Origin of the sequence: Streptomyces coffeae (genome assembly GCF_016741875.1) — a bacterium.
GTDB lineage: Bacteria > Actinomycetota > Actinomycetes > Streptomycetales > Streptomycetaceae > Streptomyces > Streptomyces coffeae.
In genome coordinates this window covers 462,805-485,171 of the sequence record NZ_JAERRF010000002.1, presented here as the reverse complement: position 1 = coordinate 485,171, position 22,367 = coordinate 462,805, and the positions used below count along the sequence as shown (strand labels likewise).

At 69.0% G+C, this 22,367-nt stretch carries 22 protein-coding genes; 11 read left to right on the top strand and 11 right to left on the bottom strand.

Going from position 1 to position 22,367, the window contains the following annotated elements:
• The first annotated feature begins 1 nt into the window (after window position 1).
• The 4 genes from JK363_RS04465 (at window position 2) to JK363_RS04450 (ending at window position 4,070) form a co-directional block, all read left to right on the top strand.
• Window positions 2-925, top strand: a complete 924-nt coding sequence (locus tag JK363_RS04465; protein WP_201871576.1) for an ABC transporter permease — start codon at window positions 2-4, stop codon at window positions 923-925.
• Window positions 918-1,940 carry an ABC transporter permease gene (locus JK363_RS04460; RefSeq protein ID WP_201871574.1) on the top strand — a complete coding sequence of 341 codons (1,023 nt, stop codon included), beginning with the start codon at window positions 918-920 and terminating at the stop codon, window positions 1,938-1,940. The genes JK363_RS04465 and JK363_RS04460 overlap by 8 nt, the downstream gene beginning before the upstream one ends.
• A gap of 77 nt (window positions 1,941-2,017) precedes the next feature.
• Entirely contained in the window at window positions 2,018-3,019 is a 1,002-nt protein-coding gene (locus tag JK363_RS04455; RefSeq protein ID WP_201871711.1) for an ABC transporter ATP-binding protein, read from the top strand.
• A complete protein-coding gene (locus JK363_RS04450) occupies window positions 3,012-4,070 on the top strand; it encodes an ABC transporter ATP-binding protein (RefSeq protein ID WP_201871572.1) in 1,059 nt (352 codons plus the stop codon). Before JK363_RS04455 ends, JK363_RS04450 begins: the two co-directional genes overlap by 8 nt.
• Window positions 4,071-4,638: 568 nt before the next feature.
• Here the strand turns inward: JK363_RS04450 and JK363_RS04445 are convergent.
• The gene (locus JK363_RS04445; RefSeq protein ID WP_201871571.1) at window positions 4,639-5,184 is read right to left on the bottom strand and encodes a C39 family peptidase; all 546 of its coding nucleotides are present in this window, start codon (window positions 5,182-5,184) and stop codon (window positions 4,639-4,641) included.
• A gap of 186 nt (window positions 5,185-5,370) precedes the next feature.
• The gene (locus JK363_RS04440; protein ID WP_201871569.1) at window positions 5,371-5,814 is read right to left on the bottom strand and encodes a hypothetical protein; all 444 of its coding nucleotides are present in this window, start codon (window positions 5,812-5,814) and stop codon (window positions 5,371-5,373) included.
• Window positions 5,815-6,112: 298 nt separating this feature from the next.
• Between JK363_RS04440 and JK363_RS04435 the strand changes: the two genes are divergently transcribed.
• Both JK363_RS04435 and JK363_RS04430 read left to right on the top strand, forming a co-directional pair.
• Window positions 6,113-6,436, top strand: coding sequence for a hypothetical protein (locus tag JK363_RS04435; RefSeq protein ID WP_201871568.1), 324 nt, complete (start codon window positions 6,113-6,115; stop codon window positions 6,434-6,436).
• Window positions 6,437-6,552: 116 nt separating this feature from the next.
• The gene (locus JK363_RS04430) at window positions 6,553-7,086 is read left to right on the top strand and encodes an NUDIX hydrolase (protein ID WP_201871566.1); all 534 of its coding nucleotides are present in this window, start codon (window positions 6,553-6,555) and stop codon (window positions 7,084-7,086) included.
• A 69-nt stretch (window positions 7,087-7,155) separates the two neighbouring features.
• Here JK363_RS04430 and JK363_RS04425 read toward each other — a convergent pair whose 3' ends face one another.
• The 3 genes from JK363_RS04425 to JK363_RS04415 are packed head-to-tail and all read right to left on the bottom strand — an operon-like array spanning window position 7,156 to window position 9,297.
• Complete coding sequence (locus JK363_RS04425) at window positions 7,156-7,629, bottom strand: hypothetical protein (protein ID WP_201871564.1); 474 nt, start codon at window positions 7,627-7,629, stop codon at window positions 7,156-7,158.
• 16 nt (window positions 7,630-7,645) lie between these two features.
• Window positions 7,646-8,011, bottom strand: a complete 366-nt coding sequence (locus JK363_RS04420; protein ID WP_201871562.1) for a hypothetical protein — start codon at window positions 8,009-8,011, stop codon at window positions 7,646-7,648.
• Between the two features lie 14 nt (window positions 8,012-8,025).
• Window positions 8,026-9,297, bottom strand: a complete 1,272-nt coding sequence (locus JK363_RS04415) for a helix-turn-helix transcriptional regulator (RefSeq protein ID WP_201871560.1) — start codon at window positions 9,295-9,297, stop codon at window positions 8,026-8,028.
• 155 nt (window positions 9,298-9,452) lie between these two features.
• Between JK363_RS04415 and JK363_RS04410 the strand changes: the two genes are divergently transcribed.
• From JK363_RS04410 to JK363_RS04395, 4 genes are all read left to right on the top strand, one after another.
• The gene (locus JK363_RS04410) at window positions 9,453-9,824 is read left to right on the top strand and encodes a DUF6415 family natural product biosynthesis protein (protein ID WP_201871558.1); all 372 of its coding nucleotides are present in this window, start codon (window positions 9,453-9,455) and stop codon (window positions 9,822-9,824) included.
• A 141-nt stretch (window positions 9,825-9,965) separates the two neighbouring features.
• Window positions 9,966-10,781 (top strand): methyltransferase domain-containing protein, encoded by an 816-nt coding sequence (locus tag JK363_RS04405; protein ID WP_236075536.1) that lies wholly within the window; start codon window positions 9,966-9,968, stop codon window positions 10,779-10,781.
• Window positions 10,782-11,044: 263 nt separating this feature from the next.
• A complete protein-coding gene (locus tag JK363_RS04400) occupies window positions 11,045-11,899 on the top strand; it encodes a phosphotransferase (protein ID WP_201871556.1) in 855 nt (284 codons plus the stop codon).
• A gap of 18 nt (window positions 11,900-11,917) precedes the next feature.
• On the top strand, window positions 11,918-12,292 hold the full coding sequence (locus JK363_RS04395) for a hypothetical protein (RefSeq protein WP_201871549.1): 375 nt from the start codon (window positions 11,918-11,920) through the stop codon (window positions 12,290-12,292).
• Window positions 12,293-12,299: 7 nt separating this feature from the next.
• On the opposite strand, the gene JK363_RS04390 is transcribed toward JK363_RS04395, so the two are convergent.
• The 5 genes from JK363_RS04390 to JK363_RS04370 form a co-directional block, all read right to left on the bottom strand.
• Window positions 12,300-13,442 carry an ABC transporter ATP-binding protein gene (locus JK363_RS04390; protein WP_201871547.1) on the bottom strand — a complete coding sequence of 381 codons (1,143 nt, stop codon included), beginning with the start codon at window positions 13,440-13,442 and terminating at the stop codon, window positions 12,300-12,302.
• A gap of 13 nt (window positions 13,443-13,455) precedes the next feature.
• Window positions 13,456-14,532, bottom strand: a complete 1,077-nt coding sequence (locus JK363_RS04385; RefSeq protein ID WP_201871540.1) for an ABC transporter ATP-binding protein — start codon at window positions 14,530-14,532, stop codon at window positions 13,456-13,458.
• Between the two features lie 12 nt (window positions 14,533-14,544).
• On the bottom strand, window positions 14,545-15,522 hold the full coding sequence (locus JK363_RS04380; RefSeq protein ID WP_201871538.1) for an ABC transporter permease: 978 nt from the start codon (window positions 15,520-15,522) through the stop codon (window positions 14,545-14,547).
• A gap of 101 nt (window positions 15,523-15,623) precedes the next feature.
• Window positions 15,624-17,411 carry an ABC transporter substrate-binding protein gene (locus tag JK363_RS04375; protein ID WP_201871537.1) on the bottom strand — a complete coding sequence of 596 codons (1,788 nt, stop codon included), beginning with the start codon at window positions 17,409-17,411 and terminating at the stop codon, window positions 15,624-15,626.
• Between the two features lie 74 nt (window positions 17,412-17,485).
• Window positions 17,486-18,490, bottom strand: coding sequence for an ABC transporter permease (locus tag JK363_RS04370; protein WP_201871536.1), 1,005 nt, complete (start codon window positions 18,488-18,490; stop codon window positions 17,486-17,488).
• 450 nt (window positions 18,491-18,940) lie between these two features.
• Here JK363_RS04370 and JK363_RS04365 point away from each other — a divergent pair, with 450 nt between their 5' ends.
• A complete protein-coding gene (locus JK363_RS04365) occupies window positions 18,941-20,107 on the top strand; it encodes a hypothetical protein (RefSeq protein WP_201871535.1) in 1,167 nt (388 codons plus the stop codon).
• A gap of 38 nt (window positions 20,108-20,145) precedes the next feature.
• On the opposite strand, the gene JK363_RS04360 is transcribed toward JK363_RS04365, so the two are convergent.
• On the bottom strand, window positions 20,146-22,308 hold the full coding sequence (locus JK363_RS04360; RefSeq protein ID WP_201871533.1) for a S9 family peptidase: 2,163 nt from the start codon (window positions 22,306-22,308) through the stop codon (window positions 20,146-20,148).
• Window positions 22,309-22,367: the final 59 nt, after the last annotated feature.

Sequence of the window (22,367 nt, the reverse complement as noted above, 5' to 3'; positions counted from 1 at the left end):
CATGGGCCGCTATGTGCTCCGGCGGCTGTTGCAGATGATCCCGGTGTTCATCGGCAGTACCTTCCTGATCTTCTTCATGGTCTACGCGCTCGGCGACCCGGTGGCCGCGCTCTTCGGCGACAAGGCCCCCGACCCGGCCACCGCCGCCCGCATCCGCAAGGACCTCTACCTCGACGAGCCGCTGTGGAGCCAGTACGTCCACTACATGGGGCAGGTGTTCAGCGGGGACTTCGGCACCGCCTTCAACGGACAGCCGGTCACCGAGCTGATGACCGGAGCCTTTCCGGTCACCCTGCGGCTGACCGTGGTGGCCGTCGTCTTCGAGATGGCGCTCGGTGTCACCCTCGGCGTCCTCAGCGGACTGCGCCGCGGCCGGGGCCTGGACACCTCGGTCCTGCTGCTCACCCTGGTCGTGGTCGCCATCCCGACCTTCGTCAGCGGCACCGTGCTCCAGTTTCTGGTCGGGGTGCGATGGGGGCTGGCCCCGCCGTCGGTCTCGCCGGAGGCGCCGTTCACCCAACTGCTGCTGCCCGGTGTGGTGCTGGGGCTGGTCTCGCTCGCGTACACCACCCGGCTCACCCGCACCTCCGTGGTGGAGAACGCCCGCGCCGACTACGTACGCACCGCCGTTGCCAAGGGGTTGCCACGACACCGGATCGTCACCCGCCATCTGCTGCGCAACTCGCTGATCCCGGTGGTGACCTTCCTCGGCATCGACATCGGCGCGCTGATGGGCGGGGCCATCGTCACCGAGCGGATCTTCAACATCCACGGTGTGGGCTACCAGCTCTACCAGGGCATCCTGCGCCAGAACTCACCGACCGTGGTCGGCTTCGTCACCATCCTGGTGATCGTCTTCCTGCTCGCCAACCTCCTTGTCGACCTCCTCTACGCCGTGCTCGACCCGAGGATCCGCTATGCCTGAGCCCTTTGAGACGCACCTCGACATGACAGAGGCGCTCGCGCCGGCCGCGGGCGGCGGCGGGCCGGTGGCCGCCTCCGGCGCCGACACCCTCCAGGGCGGCGGGCCCCCGCGGACACCGCGCCGGCTGCCCTGGCGCCGCCCCTTCCGCCCCGGCGGCGGCCTGCCCGGCAGCAGCCGCGGGCTGTGGTCCGACGCCTGGCACGATCTGCGCCGCAACCCGGTCTTCATCGTCTCCGCGCTGGTGATCCTCTTCCTCGTCACCGTCGCCATCTGGCCGCAGCTGATCGCCGACGGCAATCCCTACCAGGGCGATCTGTCCAAGGCTCAGGAGGGCCCGGCGCCCGGTCACCCCTTCGGCTACGACCTCCAGGGCCGCGACGTCTACACCCGCACCGTCTACGGCGCCCGCGCCTCCATCACCGTCGGCATCTGCGCCACCGCCGGGGCCGCCCTGCTCGGCAGTGTGCTGGGCGGGCTCGCCGGGTTCTTCGGCGGCTGGTGGGACGCGCTGCTCTCCCGGCTCGCCGATGTCTTCTTCGGCATCCCGATCCTGCTGGGCGGACTGGTCTTCCTGTCCGTCGTCACCAGCGGCTCGGTCTGGCCGGTGGTCGGCTTCATCGTGCTGCTGGGCTGGCCGCAGATCTCCCGGATCGCCCGCGGCTCGGTGGTCACCGTCAAACAGCACGACTACGTACAGGCGGCGCGCGCCCTGGGGGCGAGCAGCGGACGGACCCTGCTGCGCCATATCGCGCCCAACGCCGTCGCCCCGGTGATCGTGGTGGCGACCATCGCCCTGGGCACCTACATCGCACTGGAGGCGACGCTGTCCTTCCTCGGCGTGGGGCTCAAACCGCCCACCGTCTCCTGGGGGATCGACATCTCCTCCGCCTCCTCCCAGATCCGCAACGCCCCGCACATGCTGCTGTGGCCCGCGGGCGCGCTCAGCCTCACCGTCCTCGCCTTCATCATGCTCGGCGACGCGGTGCGCGACGCCCTGGACCCCAAGCTGCGCTGAGGAGCCCCGACGTATCGCCGACACGTCAGGAGCCCGCCGACCGCCCCGAGGAGCCCAACGTGACCCAAGCGCCGGACGTGACCCGCCTGCTGGACGTACGCGACCTCCGGGTCGAATTCCGCACCCGGGACGGCGTCGCCGAGGCCGTCGGCGGGGTCAGCTACGGCGTGGACGCGGGCCGGACGCTGGCCGTGCTGGGCGAGTCCGGCTCCGGCAAGTCGGTGACCGCCCAGGCCGTCATGGGCATCCTCGACTCCCCGCCCGCCTTCGTCACCGGCGGCCAGGTCCTCTTCCGCGGGCGGGACCTGCTGACCATGAGCCCGCGGGAGCGGCGCTCGGTACGCGGCGCCGCCATGGCGATGATCTTCCAGGACGCGCTGTCGGCCCTCAACCCCGTGCTGACGGTGGGCGCCCAGCTCGCCGAGATGTACGAGGTGCACCGCGGGATGTCCCGCAAGGACGCCCGGGCGCGGGCGGTCGAGCTGATGGACCGGGTCCGCATCCCCGCGGCGAAGGCGCGGGTGAACGACTATCCGCACCAGTTCTCCGGCGGAATGCGCCAGCGCATCATGATCGCCATGGCGATCGCCCTGGAGCCGGAGCTGATCATCGCCGATGAACCCACCACCGCACTCGATGTCACCGTCCAGGCCCAGGTGATGGATCTGCTCGACGAGCTGCGCCGCGAGTACGCGATGGGGCTGATCCTCATCACCCATGACCTCGGGGTGGTCGCGGACGTCGCCGACGAGATCGCGGTGATGTACGCGGGCCGGATCGTGGAGACCGCGCCGGTCCGGGAGCTCTACCGGCGCCCGGCCCATCCGTACACCCGCGGACTGCTGGACTCCATTCCCCGTGTGGACCACAAGGGCAAGGAGCTGTACGCGATCAAGGGCCTGCCGCCCAGCCTGCTCACCGTCCCCACCGGCTGCCCCTTCCACCCGCGCTGCCCGCGCGCTCAGGACATCTGCCGCACCGAACGCCCGCCGCTGTACGAGGTGCCGGACGCGACGGACACCGTCGCACCCGGCCGGGCCAGCGCCTGCCACTTCTGGAAGGACGAACTCGATGCCTGAGCAGCCCGCCGAGCCCGCCGAGCCAGTCGAGCCCGTTCTCGAGGTCCGCGACCTCGCCAAGCACTATCCGCTCACCCGGGGCGTCCTGGTCAAGCGGCGGATCGGCGCGGTCCGGGCCGTCGACACCGTCTCCTTCGACCTGCGGCGCGGCGAGACGCTCGGCATCGTCGGCGAATCCGGCTGCGGCAAATCCACCGTCGCCCGGCTGCTGGTCAACCTGGAGCGGCCGACCGCCGGGGCGATCCGCTACCGCGGCGAGGACATCAGCGGGCTCTCCGGCCGGGCGCTCAGCCAGGTCCGGCGCAACATCCAGATGGTCTTCCAGGACCCGTACACCTCGCTCAACCCCCGGATGACGGTGGGCGACATCGTCGGCGAGCCCTTCGAGATCCACCCCGAGGCGGCGCCCAAGGGCGACCGGCGCCGCAGGGTCCAGGAACTGCTGGACGTCGTCGGCCTCAACCCCGAGCACATCAACCGCTATCCGCACCAGTTCTCCGGCGGCCAGCGGCAGCGCATCGGCATCGCCCGCGGACTCGCCCTCCGGCCGGAGATCATCGTCGCCGACGAACCGGTCTCCGCGCTCGATGTCTCCGTCCAGGCGCAGGTGGTGAACCTGATGGAGCGGCTCCAGGACGAGTTTGGCCTCTCCTACGTCTTCATCGCCCACGATCTGTCGGTGGTGCGGCACATCTGCGACCGGGTGGCGGTGATGTACCTGGGCCGCTTCGCCGAGACCGGCACCGACACCGAGATCTACGAGCACCCGACCCACCCCTACACCCAGGCCCTGCTGTCCGCCGTCCCGGTCCCCGACCCCGCCGCCCGCGCCCGCCGCACCCGCATCCTGCTCTCCGGCGACGTCCCCTCCCCGGCCGCCCCGCCCTCCGGCTGCCGCTTCCGCACCCGCTGCTGGAAGGCCCAGGACCGCTGCGCCCTGGAGGTGCCGCGGCTCGCCGTCCCGGAGGACCTCCGCACCGCCCGCGGCCCGGCCGCGCATGCGTCGGCCTGCCACTTCGCGGAGGAGCGCGTCGCTGTGGCGCACCGTTAGCTTTGGTGTGCCCGGTGGAACCCGATGGGGGCTCCGGAAGGGGCCCCGCCGCGAGGTGAAGCGGGAGCCGCGCAGCACCGCGACCCTGCCGGAGTATGACCGGCGCGCCTGTCCCGACGGCCTGGTCACGCGCAGGCAGTTACGGGCGCTGAACCTGAGCCTAGAACGGCTACGTACCGGACGAATGGGCCTGCGACCAGTGCGACACCGATGGCCAGGACGAGCACTACCGCCTGTACCGGGAGGCGACCCGGCACTGACCTACTCCCCCGACAAGGCGGAGCAGGTGCTGCTCGAAGCTGTGCCTGGATGGAGCCGCGGCGGTCCGGCAGCCAACTGTTCTACGAGAGGCGTTTGTGCGCGCAGGCGCCGCAGGATGCGGCGCCCCGCGGGTGGGCTGCCGCCCGCTCCGGTGGACTGCCGGTGCGGCGCGTCCGGAGCGGGCGCCGACCACGGGATCCAGTGAGCACTCGTACGGCGTCGGGAGCCCCTGGATCCCGCGGCGCTGACTGGCTGCGGCGCTACGGTGAGGCGCTGCTACGCGGCGATAAGCCGCCCTGACCAGGCGTTAGTTCTTGACGGCGTAGTAGAGGCCGTTGCCCCTGCTGGCCGTCGCGAGATTCTTGGCAGAGACCGTGTGGGTGCCGCCGTAGCTGTTGCGCGAGGGGTCCCAGATGATGAAGGTGCCCTTGTTCTTGTCGTAGCCGCGCACGGTGATCGCGTGGTTGATGTTCGTGCTCGTGTGGGCCCAGGAAGCCAGCTTGAGGTTGACACCCACCATCGCGGCCCGATGCAACACACCGACCTCGTACGACACCAGATCCATCAGTTTCGCCGAGGTCGGCGACTGCGACCTCGCGAGCTTGTAGCCCTTCTTGTTCAGGTAGGAGTTGTAGACGGGCACGGCGTACTGTGCGCTGGTACCGGTGCTGTTCGTCTTCATCTGCTTGGCCAGCGAGTCCTGCGTCACGTGGGTGCCGAAGGTTTGCAGGCTGAGCTGCACACTGGCAGGCACACACCACGAGGACTTCTTCTGCTGCCATGCCTTGTGCGTGACCACAGCCTTGGGCGGGGCAGCGCTTTCAGCCGAGGTGTCTCCGGCGTGTGCACTCACCGTGGTACTGGCTACCACCGCGGCCGCCGTTGCCGACAAACCAACGATTATGCGGAAGCTCTTCACCAAAGTTCTCCAGATATAGCGGTCTGACCTGGAACGCAGCGCGGGGGAGCGCATAGTCCGGGTGAATTCACCACCGGACCGCTGGCATCAACTCCGTTCCACGGAGTACAGGACGGCACTCTACGTCCAAGGAGTGTCGGACCGCCGCGCCCCCCTTCCCTCACGGATCGCCGAACCGCGCGGCGGACCAGCGGCGCCGCCGCGGCGCACCTTTCCCACCTCACGGTGGGGTGATGGTCCGAGGCCGATGCTGTATGGGCTCGGGCGGAGCACGGCCGTACGTTCTGCCTGCTGCTGGTGAAGTAGCTGGCTCTCGACCGTCGCCTGGTGCAGGGTGCCGATGAGGGCTTCGACGTCGGTCTTGAGCTGGACGATCTCCTCCGCGTCGGCAGCCCCTAGCCCCTTGAGGCGACGGATCTGCTTGCGTAGGCGCTGTTCGCTGTCCGGGGTGCCACCCCGGGCGCGGACCTTGTCGTAGAACTCGTTCTTCAGATCGGTGTGCCGCCGCTGAGTGAGAGCGTTGCGCGGCACACCGGCTTCGAGCGCGAGAGCGACGATCGTCAAAGCGCCGTTGGATCGCTCAGCCGTGCCGCGCGTGCTCAAGGCACCCAGCAACACCCGCGCCGGAGCGAGCGCATGACTACCACGGCCTGTACGAGATCGGCGGCGCCTCGAGGAGAGGGAGCCCTCTGTTGGGGTCATGCCCGCCGCCCCGCTGCTGGTGCCACTCCTCCAGTCAAGCCCCAATTGCCGCCCGAACCGAGGAGGATCGCCTCTCTCGCGCTCCGTTCGGGTGTGAGAGTTCCCGGCCTCGTCAGAGAGGCGATCCGTCACGTTCCATGCGGCGCAGTGCATGGAAGGCTTGGCGGATGAACTGGTCGCGGGCATCGAGAAATTCCATGTCTGTCTCGAGGCCGTGTGCTGTCCGTGTGACCTCTCGCATCACCTCACAGACCTCGTGCCCAGCTGCCTCGTCCGGGTACAGCTCTACTTCCAAGACCGCCATTGCTCGATCAAGCTCGGCGTACACCCCGCCGTCGTCCAGATCGCGATCGGCAGTACGAGCGTCGGTGACGTGACGAGCCGATTCGGCTGCCCGGAGGAACTCTGCGAGCGCAAGTCGGCGATTCGCCAGGGCAGTCGTTATGCGCTGAGCCTGGAGCGTCTCTCGCACGGTTTGCAGTAGTGCTCCGCTCCGATGTGCCGCGCCCAAGGAGTTGAGGTCAGGGGTTGTCGTCACCCTCGGTGGACCACCCGGTCATTCTGGGATGCTTGATGCCACCTGCGAGAGGGGCGGCATCCATGCAGTGGAAGACCTACGGTGAGCGGCAGATCTACACCAACCCATGGGTGAACCTCTGCCTTGTCGATGTTGAGCAGCCCGACGGCCGGCGCTGGGAACACCATGTGGTCCGGCTACGGCACCTTGCCGTTGCGGCAGTGGTGAACGAACAGCGGGAAGTCCTCATGATGTGGCGGCATCGCTTCATCACAGACGCATGGGCTTGGGAACTCCCTATGGGGCTGATCGAGGAAGGCGAGTCGCCTGAGGCTACCGCTGCCCGGGAAGTGGAAGAGGAGACCGGCTGGCGCCCGGGGGCGATGAAGCCGTTGGTCTACGGGGAGCCCGCGAACGGGATCACCGACTCCCAGCACTACGTCTTCCGGGCCGATGGAGCAACGCACATCGGAGACCCGACGGAGAAGAACGAGTCCGACCGCATCGAGTGGATCGCCTTGGACCGCATCCGAGGCATGATCGACCGACGCGAGATCGTCAGCAGTGGATCCCTGGTGGGCCTGTTGTACGTGCTGATGGACGAATCGATCCGCTGACCATCAGCTACGTACCGTGTCGGCGCGGTCGAGGCCGTGCGAACTGGTGGCTGCTCTCGTTCGCTGTGGTCAGTCCCGGGCTGCGCCCTCTGGCCAGATCACCCGGGTGCGGACACCGGTGCGCTCGGCGTAGGACACGACGTCAGCCGTGCCGCCATACCCGCGCGCGGGCTGACCGTCCCAGACCGCCACCAGTGCGTCCACGACGCCCACCAGGATTTCGCTCCCCGCCATGTGAGCCTGCGAGTCCGACTCCACCAGCCCCGTGTGGTGGAGATCGGCGGCTCGTTGAATGAGACGGTCGTAGGTCTGGTGGTGCTCCTCCGGCAGCCCCTCGCGGTACTTCTCCGCGGGGATCACCACCTCGAGCGATCCGCCGTCCTCAAGCACCATCTCAGCGAACCAGCAGTCGGGGCCATCGGCGATGCATGAGACCGCCACCAGGTCAGGCCCATGGCGCTCGACTTCTTCGCGGAGTGCTCGGCGGACCAGTCGCTCAGTCTCCGGGGGCAGGCCGCGGTGTCCGGTGATGCCGAGTCGCATGGTTCGTTCCTTTCCCTCAGTTCAGAGCCTTCTCGATGGCCTCGAAGATGTCGGCGTCGGTCTCCTGCTGCCAGTCGGGCAGCTCCGGCCAGTCCGCCACGTATCCCGGCTTGGGGTTCTCGAAGTGCTTGAACATCTGCGCGGTCCAGCACGTCGCGACGAACCGGCTCTTCTGCTCACGCGTCAGTCGCGAGGCTTGACCGCCACTCACAGAGAGGAACTGGCGGACCTGCTCGTACACGGCTCCAGCGGCTTCACGTTCCCACTCGGGCGTGTCCTCCCACGGGGTCACATAGCCGGCCTTCGGTTCACCGGGGAAGTGGGCTCGCACACCAGCGATCCACGCCTCGCGGAACACCTGTGCACCTTCAACCTGAGACATGTGCATCCCTCCCATCACGTTCTGCTCAATCTGCTCAATGCGTCGATCTCTGCCCCCAGCGCGGCCACGCGGCCATCGCGGACCACCTGGTCGAGCTCGGCTCGCAGCATGCGGAGTCTACGGGCGACGTAGCCGGAGGAAGATTCTTGCGCAAGCTGCACGGCTTCACGGCCGAATGAGACGACCTGGTCAGGATCGCGACGTCGCGCACCGATGAGAGCGAGATCGACGAGGACAGCCCCCCGGCGACGGAACGACTGCCCGGCAGCCAGCGCGTCTTGGTCCAGGGCGGCAGTCAGGGTCTTTTCGGCGAGATCGAGGCGTCCGAGTTGTGCGTAACGGGCTCCTCGCTCTTCAGCCAGACGTGCGCCGTTGAACCGCAGCCAGCCGTCGTTGTGCCCGCGGTCGGCCAGATGTACGACGTTCTCAGCCTCGTCCAAGGCGCGTTCACACGCAGTGAGGTCGCCCAAGCCTGCATGGACCTCGGCCTGCACGGATGCGACCCAATGGCGCGTCGACAGCGTGCTGTCGCCCCGCCTGGCGACCCTTTCCGCAGCCGACAGGAGGTCCGCAGCCTCCCTGTAGCGACGCTCGTAGACGTCGACATAGGCGTGCCGGACCAGTGCACAGGCCCAGAGATCGAAGTCTCCCGCCTCTTTGCTCGCCGACGCGGCGGCGGAGTATGAAGCGACCGCATCCGTGTATCGGTTGTTGTCGAAGGCCAGTTCTCCGGCGAGTTGGAAGAGATCGCCCGCAGCTCTGCACAGTGCTTGAGACTGTGTGGCTGAACGCCCGGTGAGCGCCTTGTCCATGGCGGCGAGCTGGTCACGCACGACCGGTACGACCGACCCCTTGGCGCGTGCGAGCTGGTAGACCTGCCACAGGTGCCCATTCATCCGTAAGAAATCCGCGGCTCCTCGGCTCACCCCCTCGTCGAGCCTTTCGGCCTCGTCGGGAGGGAGGGGTGTGGGTGTTCCAATTACCGCTATCGCGCGCAGGAATTCGCGTCGGATCATGTCCTCGGTGTCTCCCGGGCTGTCGTCGTCGCTGAGCGGCGCCCCTACGGACCTCTGGGGCAAAGGTTCCGGCTGCTCTCCGTGTGTTACTAAGGCGTCCAGGTCGGCGAGGTCGACTTGTAGCACCTCTGCCAGCTGGGGGCGTAAGGGAGGCTGAGGCGCGTTCCTTCCGCTCTCCCAGCGGCTGACCGTCGTGCGGTCGACGCCGAGCGCATGTGCGAGCGATTCCTGACTGTAGCCCAGGACCTTCCGCCGTTGAGCAAGGTCCACTCCCAGCCCCCTCCCGTCTGTGTGGCCGGTGCATCCGGTGCACGGATGTGCATCAAGAGTGCCGCATCGATGCCGTGGAGGTATTCCTCTCGCGGCGGTTCCCTTGACGGTGTCAGCGATGCCGACAAGGGCAAGGGCAGCGAGAGGTGCAAGCTATGGAGAAGCAGAGCCTCAGAGTATCTGACTCCGTTGATTTGGACGCGATCAAGACGGCGATCAGCAGGGCCCTGGCCGAGCAGTCGGTGTTGCCGCCGTACGACGAACTGTGTGAAATGCACAGGGCCTTGGTGGGACACATTGAGGTGCTGATGCCTGTCGCGGCCAAGCAGATTGATGGCATGTGGCATGGCTCGGTGGAGTGGTACCAGAGGCGTAGCAAGCTGGACACCATCCCTCACGAGGTGACGCAGGGGCTCGGCGCCGGATTGCAGTCCGCCGCGTGGCGTGTGAAGACCTTGGGCTACACCTGTAGGTGGCTCCTTGAGGTCTCCGGGCTGTCGAACTCCGCAGGAGCGGAGGGGGCGTGACGCGGCTCGTCGGCTTCGTGTGCCGCTTCGCCGGTCCGCTCTACGTCTTCATGATCGCCGTCAGTATCGGCCTGGTCTTGGCCCTGGCGGCTGCCCAATGACTCTCGCCTCCGGTCGCTGTTGCGACTGGGGCCGAGGGAGTTGTTCCACCAACGCAGTGACACCACAACCGAGGGAGCAGTTATGGGATGGGGTACCGGCAAGGGTGACAGTAGCGGCGACGGGAAGCATGCGGGGAAGAAGGCCAGCCTCAAGGCCGCGGGTCTGGAGCCGCGGGTAGCTACCGGTGACGGCGCTGCCGGATGCGCGGCAAGCGCTCGGTATGACCGGGTGATCGCTACCTGTTCGGTGCGGCAGGTGCCCCGTGCCTGGGTGGAGCAGACGAAACCAGGCGGGGTGATCTTGACCCCGTGGGAGTCGCCGTGGTTCTGCTACGGCCTGCTGCGGCTGACGGTGGACGGGCAGGGACTGGCATCGGGGTGGTTCTCTCCGCACTCGGCGTTCATGCTCATGCGTAACCAGCGCACGGACCTGCGGATCTACCGGGACGTGGTTCGGGATGAGCACGTACCCACCGAGTCGGTCACCCGCCTGTCACCGTGGGCGGTCACTGGCGATGATTGGGCGGCTCAGTTCGCCATCGGGCTTCAACTCCGGAACGTCTGGCGGACCTGGCATGACAACCCGGATGTGGATGGGGTGGCCTCCCGGCTGTGGCTGGCCACGACCGACGCCGAGTCGTGGGCAGCCGTCGACTGGGACGGTCGGAGCGACGATCGGTTCACTGTCTGGGAGCACGGCCCCCGTCGCCTCTGGGCCGCGGTGGAGGTCGCCTATCAGTGGTGGCAGTCCGTTGGCAGTCCGGGACCGGAGCGCTTCGGCATGACGATCACGCCTGAAGGTAAGCACACGGCATGGCTGGATTCCCCAGAGCAGCCGGTGCCCGACCTGAGCTGACGGCAATCGCCTGAGGCTTCACCCTCCTGACTCCCTGCCTGGCCGCTCATGCGGCGGTCGGCAATCGGGCGGGGTGCGCAAGTAAGGGAACACCGACCCGAGGAGGCTCAAATGCGGCATACCCTGAGCGAATGCGATCACGACTGGGTGGGCTGGAGCGGCAAGGTCCGCTGCCGTAAGTGCGGCGCCACCCAGTAGAACCGAAGCCGGAAGGGGCGGCGGGCGACCGGCACCCCGACCCCTGCGCTCCAAGGGAGAGAGACGTGATCGAGCGCGTCGCATGGGACGATCTTCCGGCTGACCTCCGCGCCGCAGTTGAAGCCCGCGCAGGCAAGGTGATCGCAGCCGAGACTGTCGCGGAGGGGTTGAACTGCGCAGTCGCCCTGGTCCTGGAGACGGCGTACGGCGGCTCACTGTTCGTCAAGGGTGTTCGCCACACCGACGAGCCCGGCATGGCGGCGCTCCAGTGCGAGGAGCGCATCAACCCCACAGTCGGCGGCATCAGCCCCCTCATCCGCTACCGGTTCGACGCGGCGGGCTGGGCCGCGCTGGCGTTCGTCTTCATCGACGGCAGACACGCGGACCTCGCCCCCGGCTCCGGGGATCTGACCGCGGTCGCAGCCACGATGCGCCGCATGCACGAGCTGCGGATCCCCAGCTTCCTCATCCCTCCGTTCGCGGACAGGCTCAGGGATTTCCTCGAGCCCTGCGAGGCTGAGCACCTTGCGGGGAAGCATCTGCTGCACACCGACACCAACCCCCACAACATCATGATCAGCACCCACGGTGGCCATGCGAATGTCGTGGACTGGGCGATGCCCGCGATCGGCCCGGCCTGGGTGGACCCCGCTTACACGGCTGTGCGGCTCATGGAGTGCGGGCAGTCCCCAGAAGATGCCCTGGCGTGGCTGAGCGGTTTCACGAGTTGGCGGGATGCCGAGAAGCGAGCCGTTCGGGCGTTTGTGGACGCAACGTGCCGACAGTGGGCCGCGACGGTTGGAGAGGGGGCCGCGGAGTCGAGCAACGCTCGATTTCGGCACCTGCTCAAGTGGCACGCGGCCGGTCTCTCGGCTGGAGGTGGGAGGCCGCTCGGGCATCGGACACCCGAAGCGAGTTGATGGACTACGGTCCAGGCCATGGGCGATGACCAATCCGTGGAGATCCGGCTCGGCATCTACGCGACCGAGGAGACCGCCGCCGAGCTGGCCGCGGCGTGTGGGCGGCTGCTGGAGGCTCGGGGGCTGGGGTACCGGGTGTCGGTGGTCGGGGGCGGCGACATGCCGCTCGGCGCGTTCTACGCGGACCTCGCCGAGCAGTGGCGGCTGACCCACCCCGGGGCGGACCCCGGGACGCGGGGCGTGCGGGAGATCCGGGTGGCGCTGTCCTCCGCCCCGGTGGCCGGGACGGAGGAGCTGCGTGCGGAGCTGGTGCGGGTCATCTGCCCGGATCCCGGGCACCGTTCGCCGTGTGCGGTGCCCTGGGCCTCGTATGCCATCGCGTCCACCCCATAGGGCCGGGTCAGGCCTTGCTGATGTCCTCCGCCGCGATCAGTGCCGGGTCCAGGACGATGTCCTGGTCGCGGGCCTCCAGGGTGGGGTCCTCGGGGAAGTGGCAGGCGGACAGATGGCCTTCGCGGTTGCCGGGGATCCGCAGCAGCGGGGGCTCTTCCCGGGCGCACGTGTCCTGCGCCTTCCAGCAGCGGGTGCGGAAGCGGCAGCCCGAGGGCGGCTGGATGGGGGAGGGGACGTCCCCGGCGAGCCGGATGCGCTCCCGGCGGGCGGCCGGTGAACCGCCGTCGTCCGCCGCGCCCAGGATGTCCGCCGCGTCCAGGACGGCCTCGGGGTCCGGGACCGCGGAGAGCAGGGCGTGGGTGTACGGGTGGCGGGGGCGGCGGTAGATGGAGTCGCGGTCGCCGACCTCCACCACCTTCCCCAGGTACATCACCGCGACCCGCTGCGAGAAGTGCCGTACGACCGCCAGGTCATGGGCGATGAACAGGAAGGCGATGCCCAGCTCGCGCTGGAGTTGCCGGAGCAGATTGACGACCTGCGCCTGGATGGAGACATCGAGCGCGGAGACCGGTTCATCGGCAACGATCAGCTTGGGTTCGAGGGCGAGCGCGCGGGCGACCCCGATGCGTTGCCGCTGGCCGCCGGAGAACTCGTGCGGAAACCGGTTGTAGTGCTCGGGGTTGAGGCCGACGGTCTCCAGCAGCTCCCGCACCCGCGCCTCCCGGCCGCCCGGCGGACGGATGCCGTTGATCTCCATCGGGCCGGAGATGATGGTGCCCACGGTCTGTCGGGGGTTCAGCGAGGAGTACGGATCCTGGAAGATCATCTGGATCTCGGAGCGGATCGGCGCCAGTTGTTTGCGGTCCGCGTGGGTGATGTCCCGGCCCCGGTAGCGGAGCGTCCCGGCGGTGGGCTCCAGCAGCCGGGTCAGCAGCCGCCCGGTGGTGGACTTGCCGCAGCCGGACTCGCCGACCAGGCCGAAGCTCTCGCCCGCGCGTACGGTCAGATCCACCCCGTCGACCGCCTGGACGGCCCCGACCTTCCGCCGGATCGGAAAGCCGCCCATGATGGGGAAGTGTTTGGTCAGCTTCTCGGCGACCAGGAGGGGTTCCCCCGCCGCGATCGGCGAAGCGTCGGGCACAGTGCTCATGGTCAACGGCTCCCTAGCCCCGGCCAAGACGGGGCTTGATCTGCTCGGTGGAGAGGGTTTGCTTCCGCTCGTCCGTGAGGTGGCAGGCGCCGCCCCGCCGCTCCGGCAGCACCGGCCGCTCGGTCCGGCACCGATCGCCGTCCACCTCGCCGGTGAAGGCGCACCGCGGATGGAACGGACAGCCCGGCGGCGGGCTGAGCAGGCTGGGCGGGGTGCCCGGGATGGGGCTCAGCGGTTCGTCGACGTCGGACGAGAGCCGTGGCATCGACCCCAGCAGCCCCCAGGTGTACGGATGCCGGGGCGCCCGCAGCACCTCGCGGACGGTGCCCCGCTCCACGGCCCGGCCCGCGTACATCACCAGCAGATCGTCGGCGGTGTTGGCGACCACGCCCAGATCGTGGGTGATGAGGATGATCGCGGAGCCGAACTCCTGCTGGAGGTCCTTGAGCAGATCCAGGATCTGGGCCTGGACGGTGACATCGAGAGCGGTGGTCGGCTCGTCGGCGATCAGCAGATCGGGGTTGCAGACCAGCGCCATGGCGATCATCGCGCGCTGCCGCATCCCGCCGGAGAACTGGTGTGGATAGTCGTCCACCCGCAGCGCGGGGTTGGGGATGCCGACCTTCTGGAGCATCTCCACCGCCCGCGCGCGGGCCTCGCGCTTGGAGGCGCCGGTGTGTTTCCGGAACGGCTCGGCGATCTGGCGGCCCACCGTGTAGTACGGGGAGAGCGCGGTCAGCGGATCCTGGAAGATCATCGCCATGGTGTTGCCGCGCAGGGTCTCCAGGGCGCGTTCCGGCGCGCCGGTCAGCTCCCGGCCGTCGAGCAGGATCTCCCCGCGGACCTCGGTGGTGCGCGGATCGTGCAGTCCGAGCACGGTGAGGTTGGTGACGGACTTGCCGGACCCGGACTCGCCGACGATGCCGAGCGTCCGGCCGCGTTCGAGGTCGAAGGAGAGTCCGTCGACGGCCTTGACGACGCCGTCCTCGGTGGAGAAGCGGACGTACAGGTCGCGCACCGACAGAAAGGCGGAGTCGGAGTCGGCCGGTGGCGTCGCGCCGCCGTCGTCGGACTTGGTGAGGGTGGTCATCTCGGCAGGCTCCTAGGCGAGGCGCACGCGCGGGTCGATGAAGGCGTAGGCGGCGTCGACCAGGATGTTGAACACCACGATGGCCGCGGCGCTGACCAGCATCACGCCCATCAGCATGGGCAGATCGGTCAGCTGGACGGACTCCACCGCCAGCCGTCCGATGCCGTGCAGGGTGAAGGTGTACTCGGTGACCATCGCCCCGCCGAAGAGCGATCCGAGGTCGATGCCGAAGATGGTGACGATGGGGGCGATGGCGCCGCGCCAGGCGTAGCGGAAGAACACCGTACGGCTGGACAGCCCCTTGGCGCGGGCCGTGCGGACATGGTCCTCCTGCAACTGCTCGACCATCTGGGAGCGGGTCATCCGGCTGTAGTTGGCCATGAAGATCAGCGACAGCACCAGCCAGGGCAGCAGCATCCCGCTGAACCACTTCGCCGGATCGTCGGTGATGGCGTGGTAGGCGGGCTGCTCCATGACGCCGAGGCCGCTGACGAACCAGGCCAGACAGAGCACCCCGACGAAGTAGATCTGCATGGACGCGCCGAGCAGTGACAGCGAGCTGACGAACTTGTCCACCCAGGTGCCGCGCCGCCAGGCCGCGATCATGCCGATGCCGACGCCGAACACCAGGAACACCGCGGCGCCGCCGACGGCCAGCGAGAGGGTGGTGGGGAAGCGGTCCACGATGGTGCCCCAGACCGGCTCCTGGCTGACGAAGGAGTAGCCGAAGCAGGGGGCGTCACAGTGTCCGACGGCGAAGTCGCGCCCCACGAAGATCCCCACCATGAACTTCGCGTACTGGACCGGGACCGGCTGGTCCAGGCCGAGGTTCTTGTTGATGATCGCGAGCGATGTCGGGTCGCAGTTCTTGCCGCAGGCGAGCCGCGCGGGTTCGGCGGGCAGGGCGAAGAAGAGGAAGAACGTGATCGCGCTGATCAGCAGGAGGATCACGATCGCGCCGAGGGTCCGGCGGGCGAGGAATCTCAACATGGCGTCGGGGATCTTCCGGTAAGGGCGGGCCCCGGCCGCGCCGCGCGGGCGCCGGTGTCGGCGGTGGTACGCGGCGCGGCCGGGCTCCGGTGCGGCCGCTGCTACTTGACGAAGACGGCCGTGGGGTCCACGGCTCCGTAGACCGCGTGGTACTTCACTCCGCCGAGACCCGGGCCCCAGAGGGTGAACAGCCGGTTGTAGAAGGTCGGCACCGCGGGCACCTCATCGGTGAAGATCTTCTCGCTGAGCTTGATCCACTCGGTGGTGGCCTTGTTCAGATCGCTGAGCTTCTCGACCCGGGCGATGTCCTTGTTGATCCACGGGACATCGAGGTGGGAGTAGTTCGCGGAGTCGTTGTAGACGTTCTTGCCGTCGTACAGCGGCGGGACCACGGTCGAGGCGGAAGGCCAGTCGGCACCCCACGAGGACCGGTACAGGTCGTACTTGTTGTCGACCTTGCCGATCTGTGTGTAGTACGTGGTCTGGTCGATCTCCTTCTTCTGGACCTTGAACCCGGCGCGTTCCAGGGCGCGTTCGACGACCAGCGAGGCGTCCTGGTGGGCGTCGCCGTTGCCGTAGCCGTAGACCAGTTCGTAGCCGTCCTTGCCCGCTTCCTTCAGCAGCTGCCGGGCCTTCTTGGCGTTGCCGCCCGGGTACTTGCGCTTCTGGAACGGGTCGAAGGAGGCGTCGTAGCCCTTGAGGGTCGGTCCGACCAGACCGCCGCCGATCTCACCGGCCTTCGGACCGCCGAACTGCTGGAGGTACTGACCGCTGGGGAACGCCCAGGCGATCGCCTCGCGCACCTTCTTGTCTTTGACGCGGTCGGTGTTGATCGAGACGACATCCACATAGGGCTGCGTTTCGGTCAGCGACCGGGCCATCGCCTCCTTGTTCTTGAGGACCGCGGAGATCTGCGAGGGGTCGACCGGGTTGGTGAACGTCATCCCGTTCCGGTCGCCGCCCTTGGCGGCCTGGAGCCGGCGGGTGGAGTCCACCCACTGGTGGCCGAAGGAGACGTCGAAGGTGTCGGCGTACTGATGGCGTATCGAGTCGGTCTTGGGGTCCCAGTGCGTGTTCTTGACGAACTGGATGCCCTTGCCCGGCTTGAAGTTCCGGATCTTGTAAGGGCCGGAGGCCAACGGCGCCTTGTCGTACTTCTCCTTGGTGTCCTTCTCGGGCGGGACCGCGCCGATGTTGGGCATGGCCACCGCGAAGGGCACCTCGGCGCGCGGCTGGTCGAAGTGGAAGATGACGGTCTTGTCGTCCGGGGTGTCCAGCACCGTCTTGGGAAGATGCTTGCCCTTGTACGGGCCGTCCGGCAGCGCCTTGCGGTACTTCTGGCCGTCCCCGGAAAGCCACTGCTGGAGATAGGTCGGGCCGTTGGTCTCGAAGGGGGCGTAGAGCCGCTCGATGGCGTGCCGGACGTCCTTGGAGGTGATCGGCGAGCCGTCCTCGAACTTCAGCCCGTCCTTGAGGGTGTAGGTCCAGGTGCGGCCGCCGTCGGAGGACTTGCCGGTGTCGGTGGCGAGGTCGCCGACCAGCTTGACCTTGCCCGTCTTGTCGTCGATCCGGTAGTTGGTCAGGGTGCGGTTGTAGAGCGTCTGCATGATCAGCTCATCGCTGACATAGATCTGCCCCGGGTCCAGATGCTCGAACGCGTCCCGCTGGAGCACCGTCACCGTGCCGCCCTTCTTGGCACCCGGCAGGTCCTTGGCGGGGCCCGTGGAGTCGGCGGTGGTGCCCAGGGTGATGTCCTGGGACTCCATCTTCGGCTCCTTGGACTCCTTGGGGTCCGAACCGCCCCCGCTGCTGCATCCGGCCAGCGCCAGGGCCCCCGCGGCCAGGGCGACGGCGACTGTGCGGGCTCTGCGCCGGTGATTCAACGTCATGGTGGTCATGCACCTGCCTCGTCGAAACGGAACACTCTGCCGTTATCTGCCTCTGCCGTATCTCCGGCCCCGGATCAGCGGGTGGTCTTCGGGTCCATCGCGTCCCGGACCGAGTCCCCGAGCAGGTTGAAGGCGACCACGAAGACCACCATGGCGATGCCGGGGAAGAACATGTAAGTGATGTCGCCCTCGTAGAAGTTGGCGCCCTTGGCGAACATCCGGCCCCAGTCGGGGGTCGGCTCGACCACCCCGACCCCGAGGAAGGACAGCGCCGCCTCGGCCGTCACGAAGTTCGGCAGCATCAGCGTGGCCTGCACCAGGATCGGGGTGCCGAGGTTGGGCAGCAGCTCCTTGCGGACGATCCGCCACGGCGAGGCACCGGTCACCTTGGCCGCCTCGACGAACTCCCGCTCCCTCAGCGAGAGCACCTGACCGCGCAGCAGCCGGGCCAGCTGCATCCAGCCCAGCAGCCACAACACCACCACCAGGGCGGTCACCCGGAAATAGGTGGGCGTCTCCTTCTGCGGGCTGACGAACAGCGCGGTGACCACCGGCATGAAGGCGACGAAGAACAGCTGCTGCGGAAAGGACAGCAGCAGATCGATGAGCCGGCCAAGGAAGTAGTCGGTACGGCCGCCCATATAGCCCGCGAGCACGCCGATGACGATGCCGGTGAGCGTGGACAGCACGGTCGCGGCCAGTCCGATCAGCAGCGAGGTGCGGATGCCGTAGACCAGCTGCATCAGCACATCGCGGCCCAGCTTGGGTTCGATACCGAACCAGAACTCGCCGTCGACACCGCCGTTGGGCTTCATCGGATAGCCGGTGAGCGGGTCCAGCAGCTCGGGGCGGTCCAGGCCGTAGGTGGTGTACGGATCCTTGCCGTACAGCGACGAGATCAGCGGCGCCAGCAGGGCGACGGCGAAGAAGAACAGCACCACACCGGCGGAGATCACACCGGCCCGGTCGCGCCGGAAGCGCCGCCACATCAGCTGACGGGGCGACAGACCGGCCGGAGTCTTTCCCTCCGCGGCCGGAGCGGCCTTCTCGGCCACGGTGGCCTGGGATGGACTCGTCATCGCGTAGCGCCCCCCGCACTGGTGTCACACCGTCAACTCGCGTTGTACGCACGTCATATGGCTGTGCCCCGCCCGCTGTGGTCGTGCGTGCGTGTCGGGTTGAGCGGACTGTCGCAACCGTTGAACTGCCCAGTCAAGATGCGTACAAGGGCGGATGTGCCGGTCATCCCAGTCTTGAGCGAAGATTGGGCAGATCGACGTGACCACGTGCTTGACAGTGATCGGTCACCGCGGGCAAACCATGGCCTTTGCGCCGTAACTGCCTTCACACACGGGCAACTTCACTGTCGCAACACCGAAATACGGACGCGTCAGACTGGATCGCGTACGGGCCGTGCGGGTGCCGTAAACCGGCCGGGGCGTGCCATGTCGCCCCGGCCGGTCACGATCCGTGGGTCACTTCCTGCCATGACGGTTGACCGGGGTGTGAGGTGGGGCAGACCTACGGCTATGGGGCAGGGACGGATACTTACCCGCGGAGCGCGCGTCTTCGGCGCGCTCGTCTGTGCGGTGCTCGGGATGGTCTCGCTGGCGTGGATCATCCGCGACCTGGACAAGGCCGAAGAGCCGGACCATCTGTGGTGGACCTGGGCGGGGATGCCGTTCCGGGCCTCGGGCTCGGTCTTCGGCTCCGCACTGCTGGATCTTGTCCTGCTGGCGCTCTACGTGGCTGTCGGGGTCACCGCCCTGCGCTCCTCGTCCGCCGCGGGCGCGCTGGGGACGGTGGCGGTGGTGACCGTGGTGGTGCGGCTGCCGAGTCTGTGGAACCTCGACGCCGACTGGATGCAGGGCATCCCCGACGATCTCAAGACCCGCGCCGAGCTGACCGCGTGGGCGGGGGTGGTGCTCGGCGGGCTGCTGCTGGCCACGGTGGCCGCGGCGCGCCGCCCGGCCGACGCCGACCCGCCCGGCGGCCACTACACCGCTGCCGACCAGCCGCCGGGGCGGCCCGCGCCGGGCGCGGCGGCTACCGCCGCGCTGTTCCTGGGGGCCATCGGTTCGGCCCTGGGCGCCTGGCAGATCTACTGGGCCCAGGAGCGGGGCTGGGACGTCTACAAGCATCTGCTGAGCGGCAAGCACACCCTGATCACCCTGCTGGCCGCGCCCGCCGCCTGGACGGTGTGGGCGGTGATCGCCCTGGCGCTGACTGCCGCCGGTACCGCGCTGGCACGGGCGCCGCTGTCCCGGCCGCTGGGCATGACGGCGGGGGCGCTGCTGCTGGGCGACGGCATCAGTGAAGCCTCGCTCTACATCAAGCTGGACTACGTCGACCACATCGACGAACTGCCGACGGTGGGGGTGCTCAGCGTGCTCACCGCGTTCTTCCAGGCGCTGGCGGGGCTGATCGCGCTGCTTGTGCTGGCGCGGCGGCCGTGGGGCGACCCCTCGCCCCCGCTCCCGGCCTACGGCGGCTACGGGTACGGATACGGGTACCCGAGCGGGTACGCCGACGCCGCCCCCGGCGGCTACGGCGGCGGTCCCGGGGGTTACGGCGACGGCGGTCCCGGCGGGAGCTATGACAGCGGCCACGGCGGCGGTTACGCCCCGCCGCCGCCCGTCACCCCGCCGTCCGCCCCGCCGCCGCCCGCCGGGCCCCCGCCGCCCCCGGGCTGGTAGCGGTAGCGGCGGGCCGGGACGGAGGGCGGCGGCACCCGCTACCGCAGTCCCAGGGACCGCTTGAGGAAGTCCACCTGGAGCAGCAGTAGATTCTCCGCCACCTGCTCCTGCGGGGTCATATGGGTCACTCCGGACAGCGGGAGCACCTCGTGCGGACGGCCCGCGGCCAGCAGCGCCGAGGAGAGCCGCAGGCTGTGCGCGACGACCACGTTGTCGTCCGCCAGCCCGTGGACGATCAACATCGGCCGTACGGTCTCCGCCGCGCCGGACAACCCCTCGTCGGTCACCAGGGAGTTGGCGGCGTAGACCTCGGGCTGCTGGTCCGGCAGGCCCAGATACCGCTCCATGTAGTGGGTGTCGTACAGCCGCAGATCGGTGACCGGGGCGCCGACCACCCCCGCGTGGAAGACGTCGGGGCGGCGCAGCACTGCGAGACCGGCGAGATAGCCGCCGTAGGACCAGCCGCGGATGGCCACCTTCGTCAGATCCAGCGGATAGCGTCCGGCCAGTGCCGTGAGCGCCTCCACCTGGTCCTCCAGCGAGACGGCCGCGAGATCGTCGCGCACCGCCTTCTCCCAGCCCGGGGAGCGGCCGGGGGTGCCGCGGCCGTCGGCCACGATCACCGCGAAGCCCTGGTCGGCGAACCACTGCGAGGTCAGATGGGCGTTGTGGGAGGCCACCACGCGCTGGCCGTGCGGACCGCCGTACGGATCCATCAGCACCGGCAGCGGCCCGTCGCCCTCGCGATAGCCGGTCGGCAGCAGGACGGCGCACGGGATGTCGTGCTTGCCCGCGAACACCAGCTGCGGACGGGCGGTGAGCACCGGCGCTTCCGCGTACGAGGCGATCTCCGCGAGCGTTTCGGCCGTGCCGTGGTCCCCGGGCCGGAAGATCTCCACCCGGGCCCCGGGCCGGTCCAGACCCGAGTACGACAGGGCGATCACCTCGCCGCCGCGCGCGGCGGAGTGCACCGCGGGGAACGGCCGCTTGCCGACCGGCTCCCAGCCGCCCTGGTCGCCGCTGCCGCGGAACCAGGCGCGGTGGACGTCGACCTCACCGGGGAGTTCGGGAAGGCCCGCCCCGGCCCCGGGGGACGCGGAGAACAGCACGTCCTCCTCGCCGATGCCGAGGACCGCGCGCACCTGGAGGGCGCCGGAGGTGAGTTTGCGGTCGCCGACCATCAGCACCCGGGCGCCGGCCTCGTCCGCGATCCGCACGAGCCGACCATCCTGCGTCCACGCCGGAACCCCAGGGAAAAGATCCAGCCAAACCGAGTCCTCGTCGACATGGACCGTGCTGGTGCGTCCGGACTCGGTGTCCACGGCCAGATAGAGCTGGCTGCGCTGGTCCCGCGCCTGGACCAGGAGGAGCGGCGGACCGTAGGCCGACCAGTGCACCCGGGCGAGGTAGGGATAGCGCTGCCGGTCCCACTCGACCTCCGTACGGGAGCCGTCGAGACCCAGCAGCATCAGCCGCACCTCGGCGTTGGAGGTGCCCGCGGCCGGGTAGGCGATCTCGGCGGGCTCCCGGCCGGGGTGCGCGGGATCGGCGATCCACCAGCGCCGTACGGGGGCGTCGTCGACCCGCGCGACCAGCAGGGCGTCCCCGTCGGGCGACCACCAGAAGCCGCGCGAACGGTCCATCTCCTCGGCCGCGATGAACTCCGCGAGGCCGTAGGTGATGGTGTCGCCCTCCGGTTCGGCGAGCGCCCGGTCGCCCTCGCCGTCGGCGCCGACCACCCGCAGCGCACCGCCCGCCGCATAGGCGACATGGCGGCCGTCGGGGGAGGGGCGCGGATCCACGACCGGGCCCGGCACCGGCAGTTCACGGCTGGTGCCGCCGGGCAGATCGGCGGTGAACAGCCGTCCGGAGAGGGCGAAGGCGGCCAGCTCCACGGCCGCGTCCACCGCGTAGCCGACCACGCCGGCCGACCCTTCGCGGCTGCGCTCGCGCCGTGCCCGTTCCTCGGCGGACAGCTCCTCCTCGGCGCCGCCGAGCAGCTCCTCGGGGTCCGCGACCGGGTACTCCCGGCGGCCGTCCAGGTCGTACACCCACAGCAGGCCCGTCCGGTCGGTGCCGGTGCGGGACCGCAGGAAGACGACGCGCGAGTCGTCGGGGGCCACGGTGAGGGCCCGGGGCGCCCCGAGGGTGAAACGCTGGGTGCGCGCGTGCTGCCGAGGGAACGAGAGCTGTCCGGTCATAGGGCGAGCGTACGGGTCCGGTTGATCTCCAGGGGGCGGATGGGCGGATCCGCGCGGAC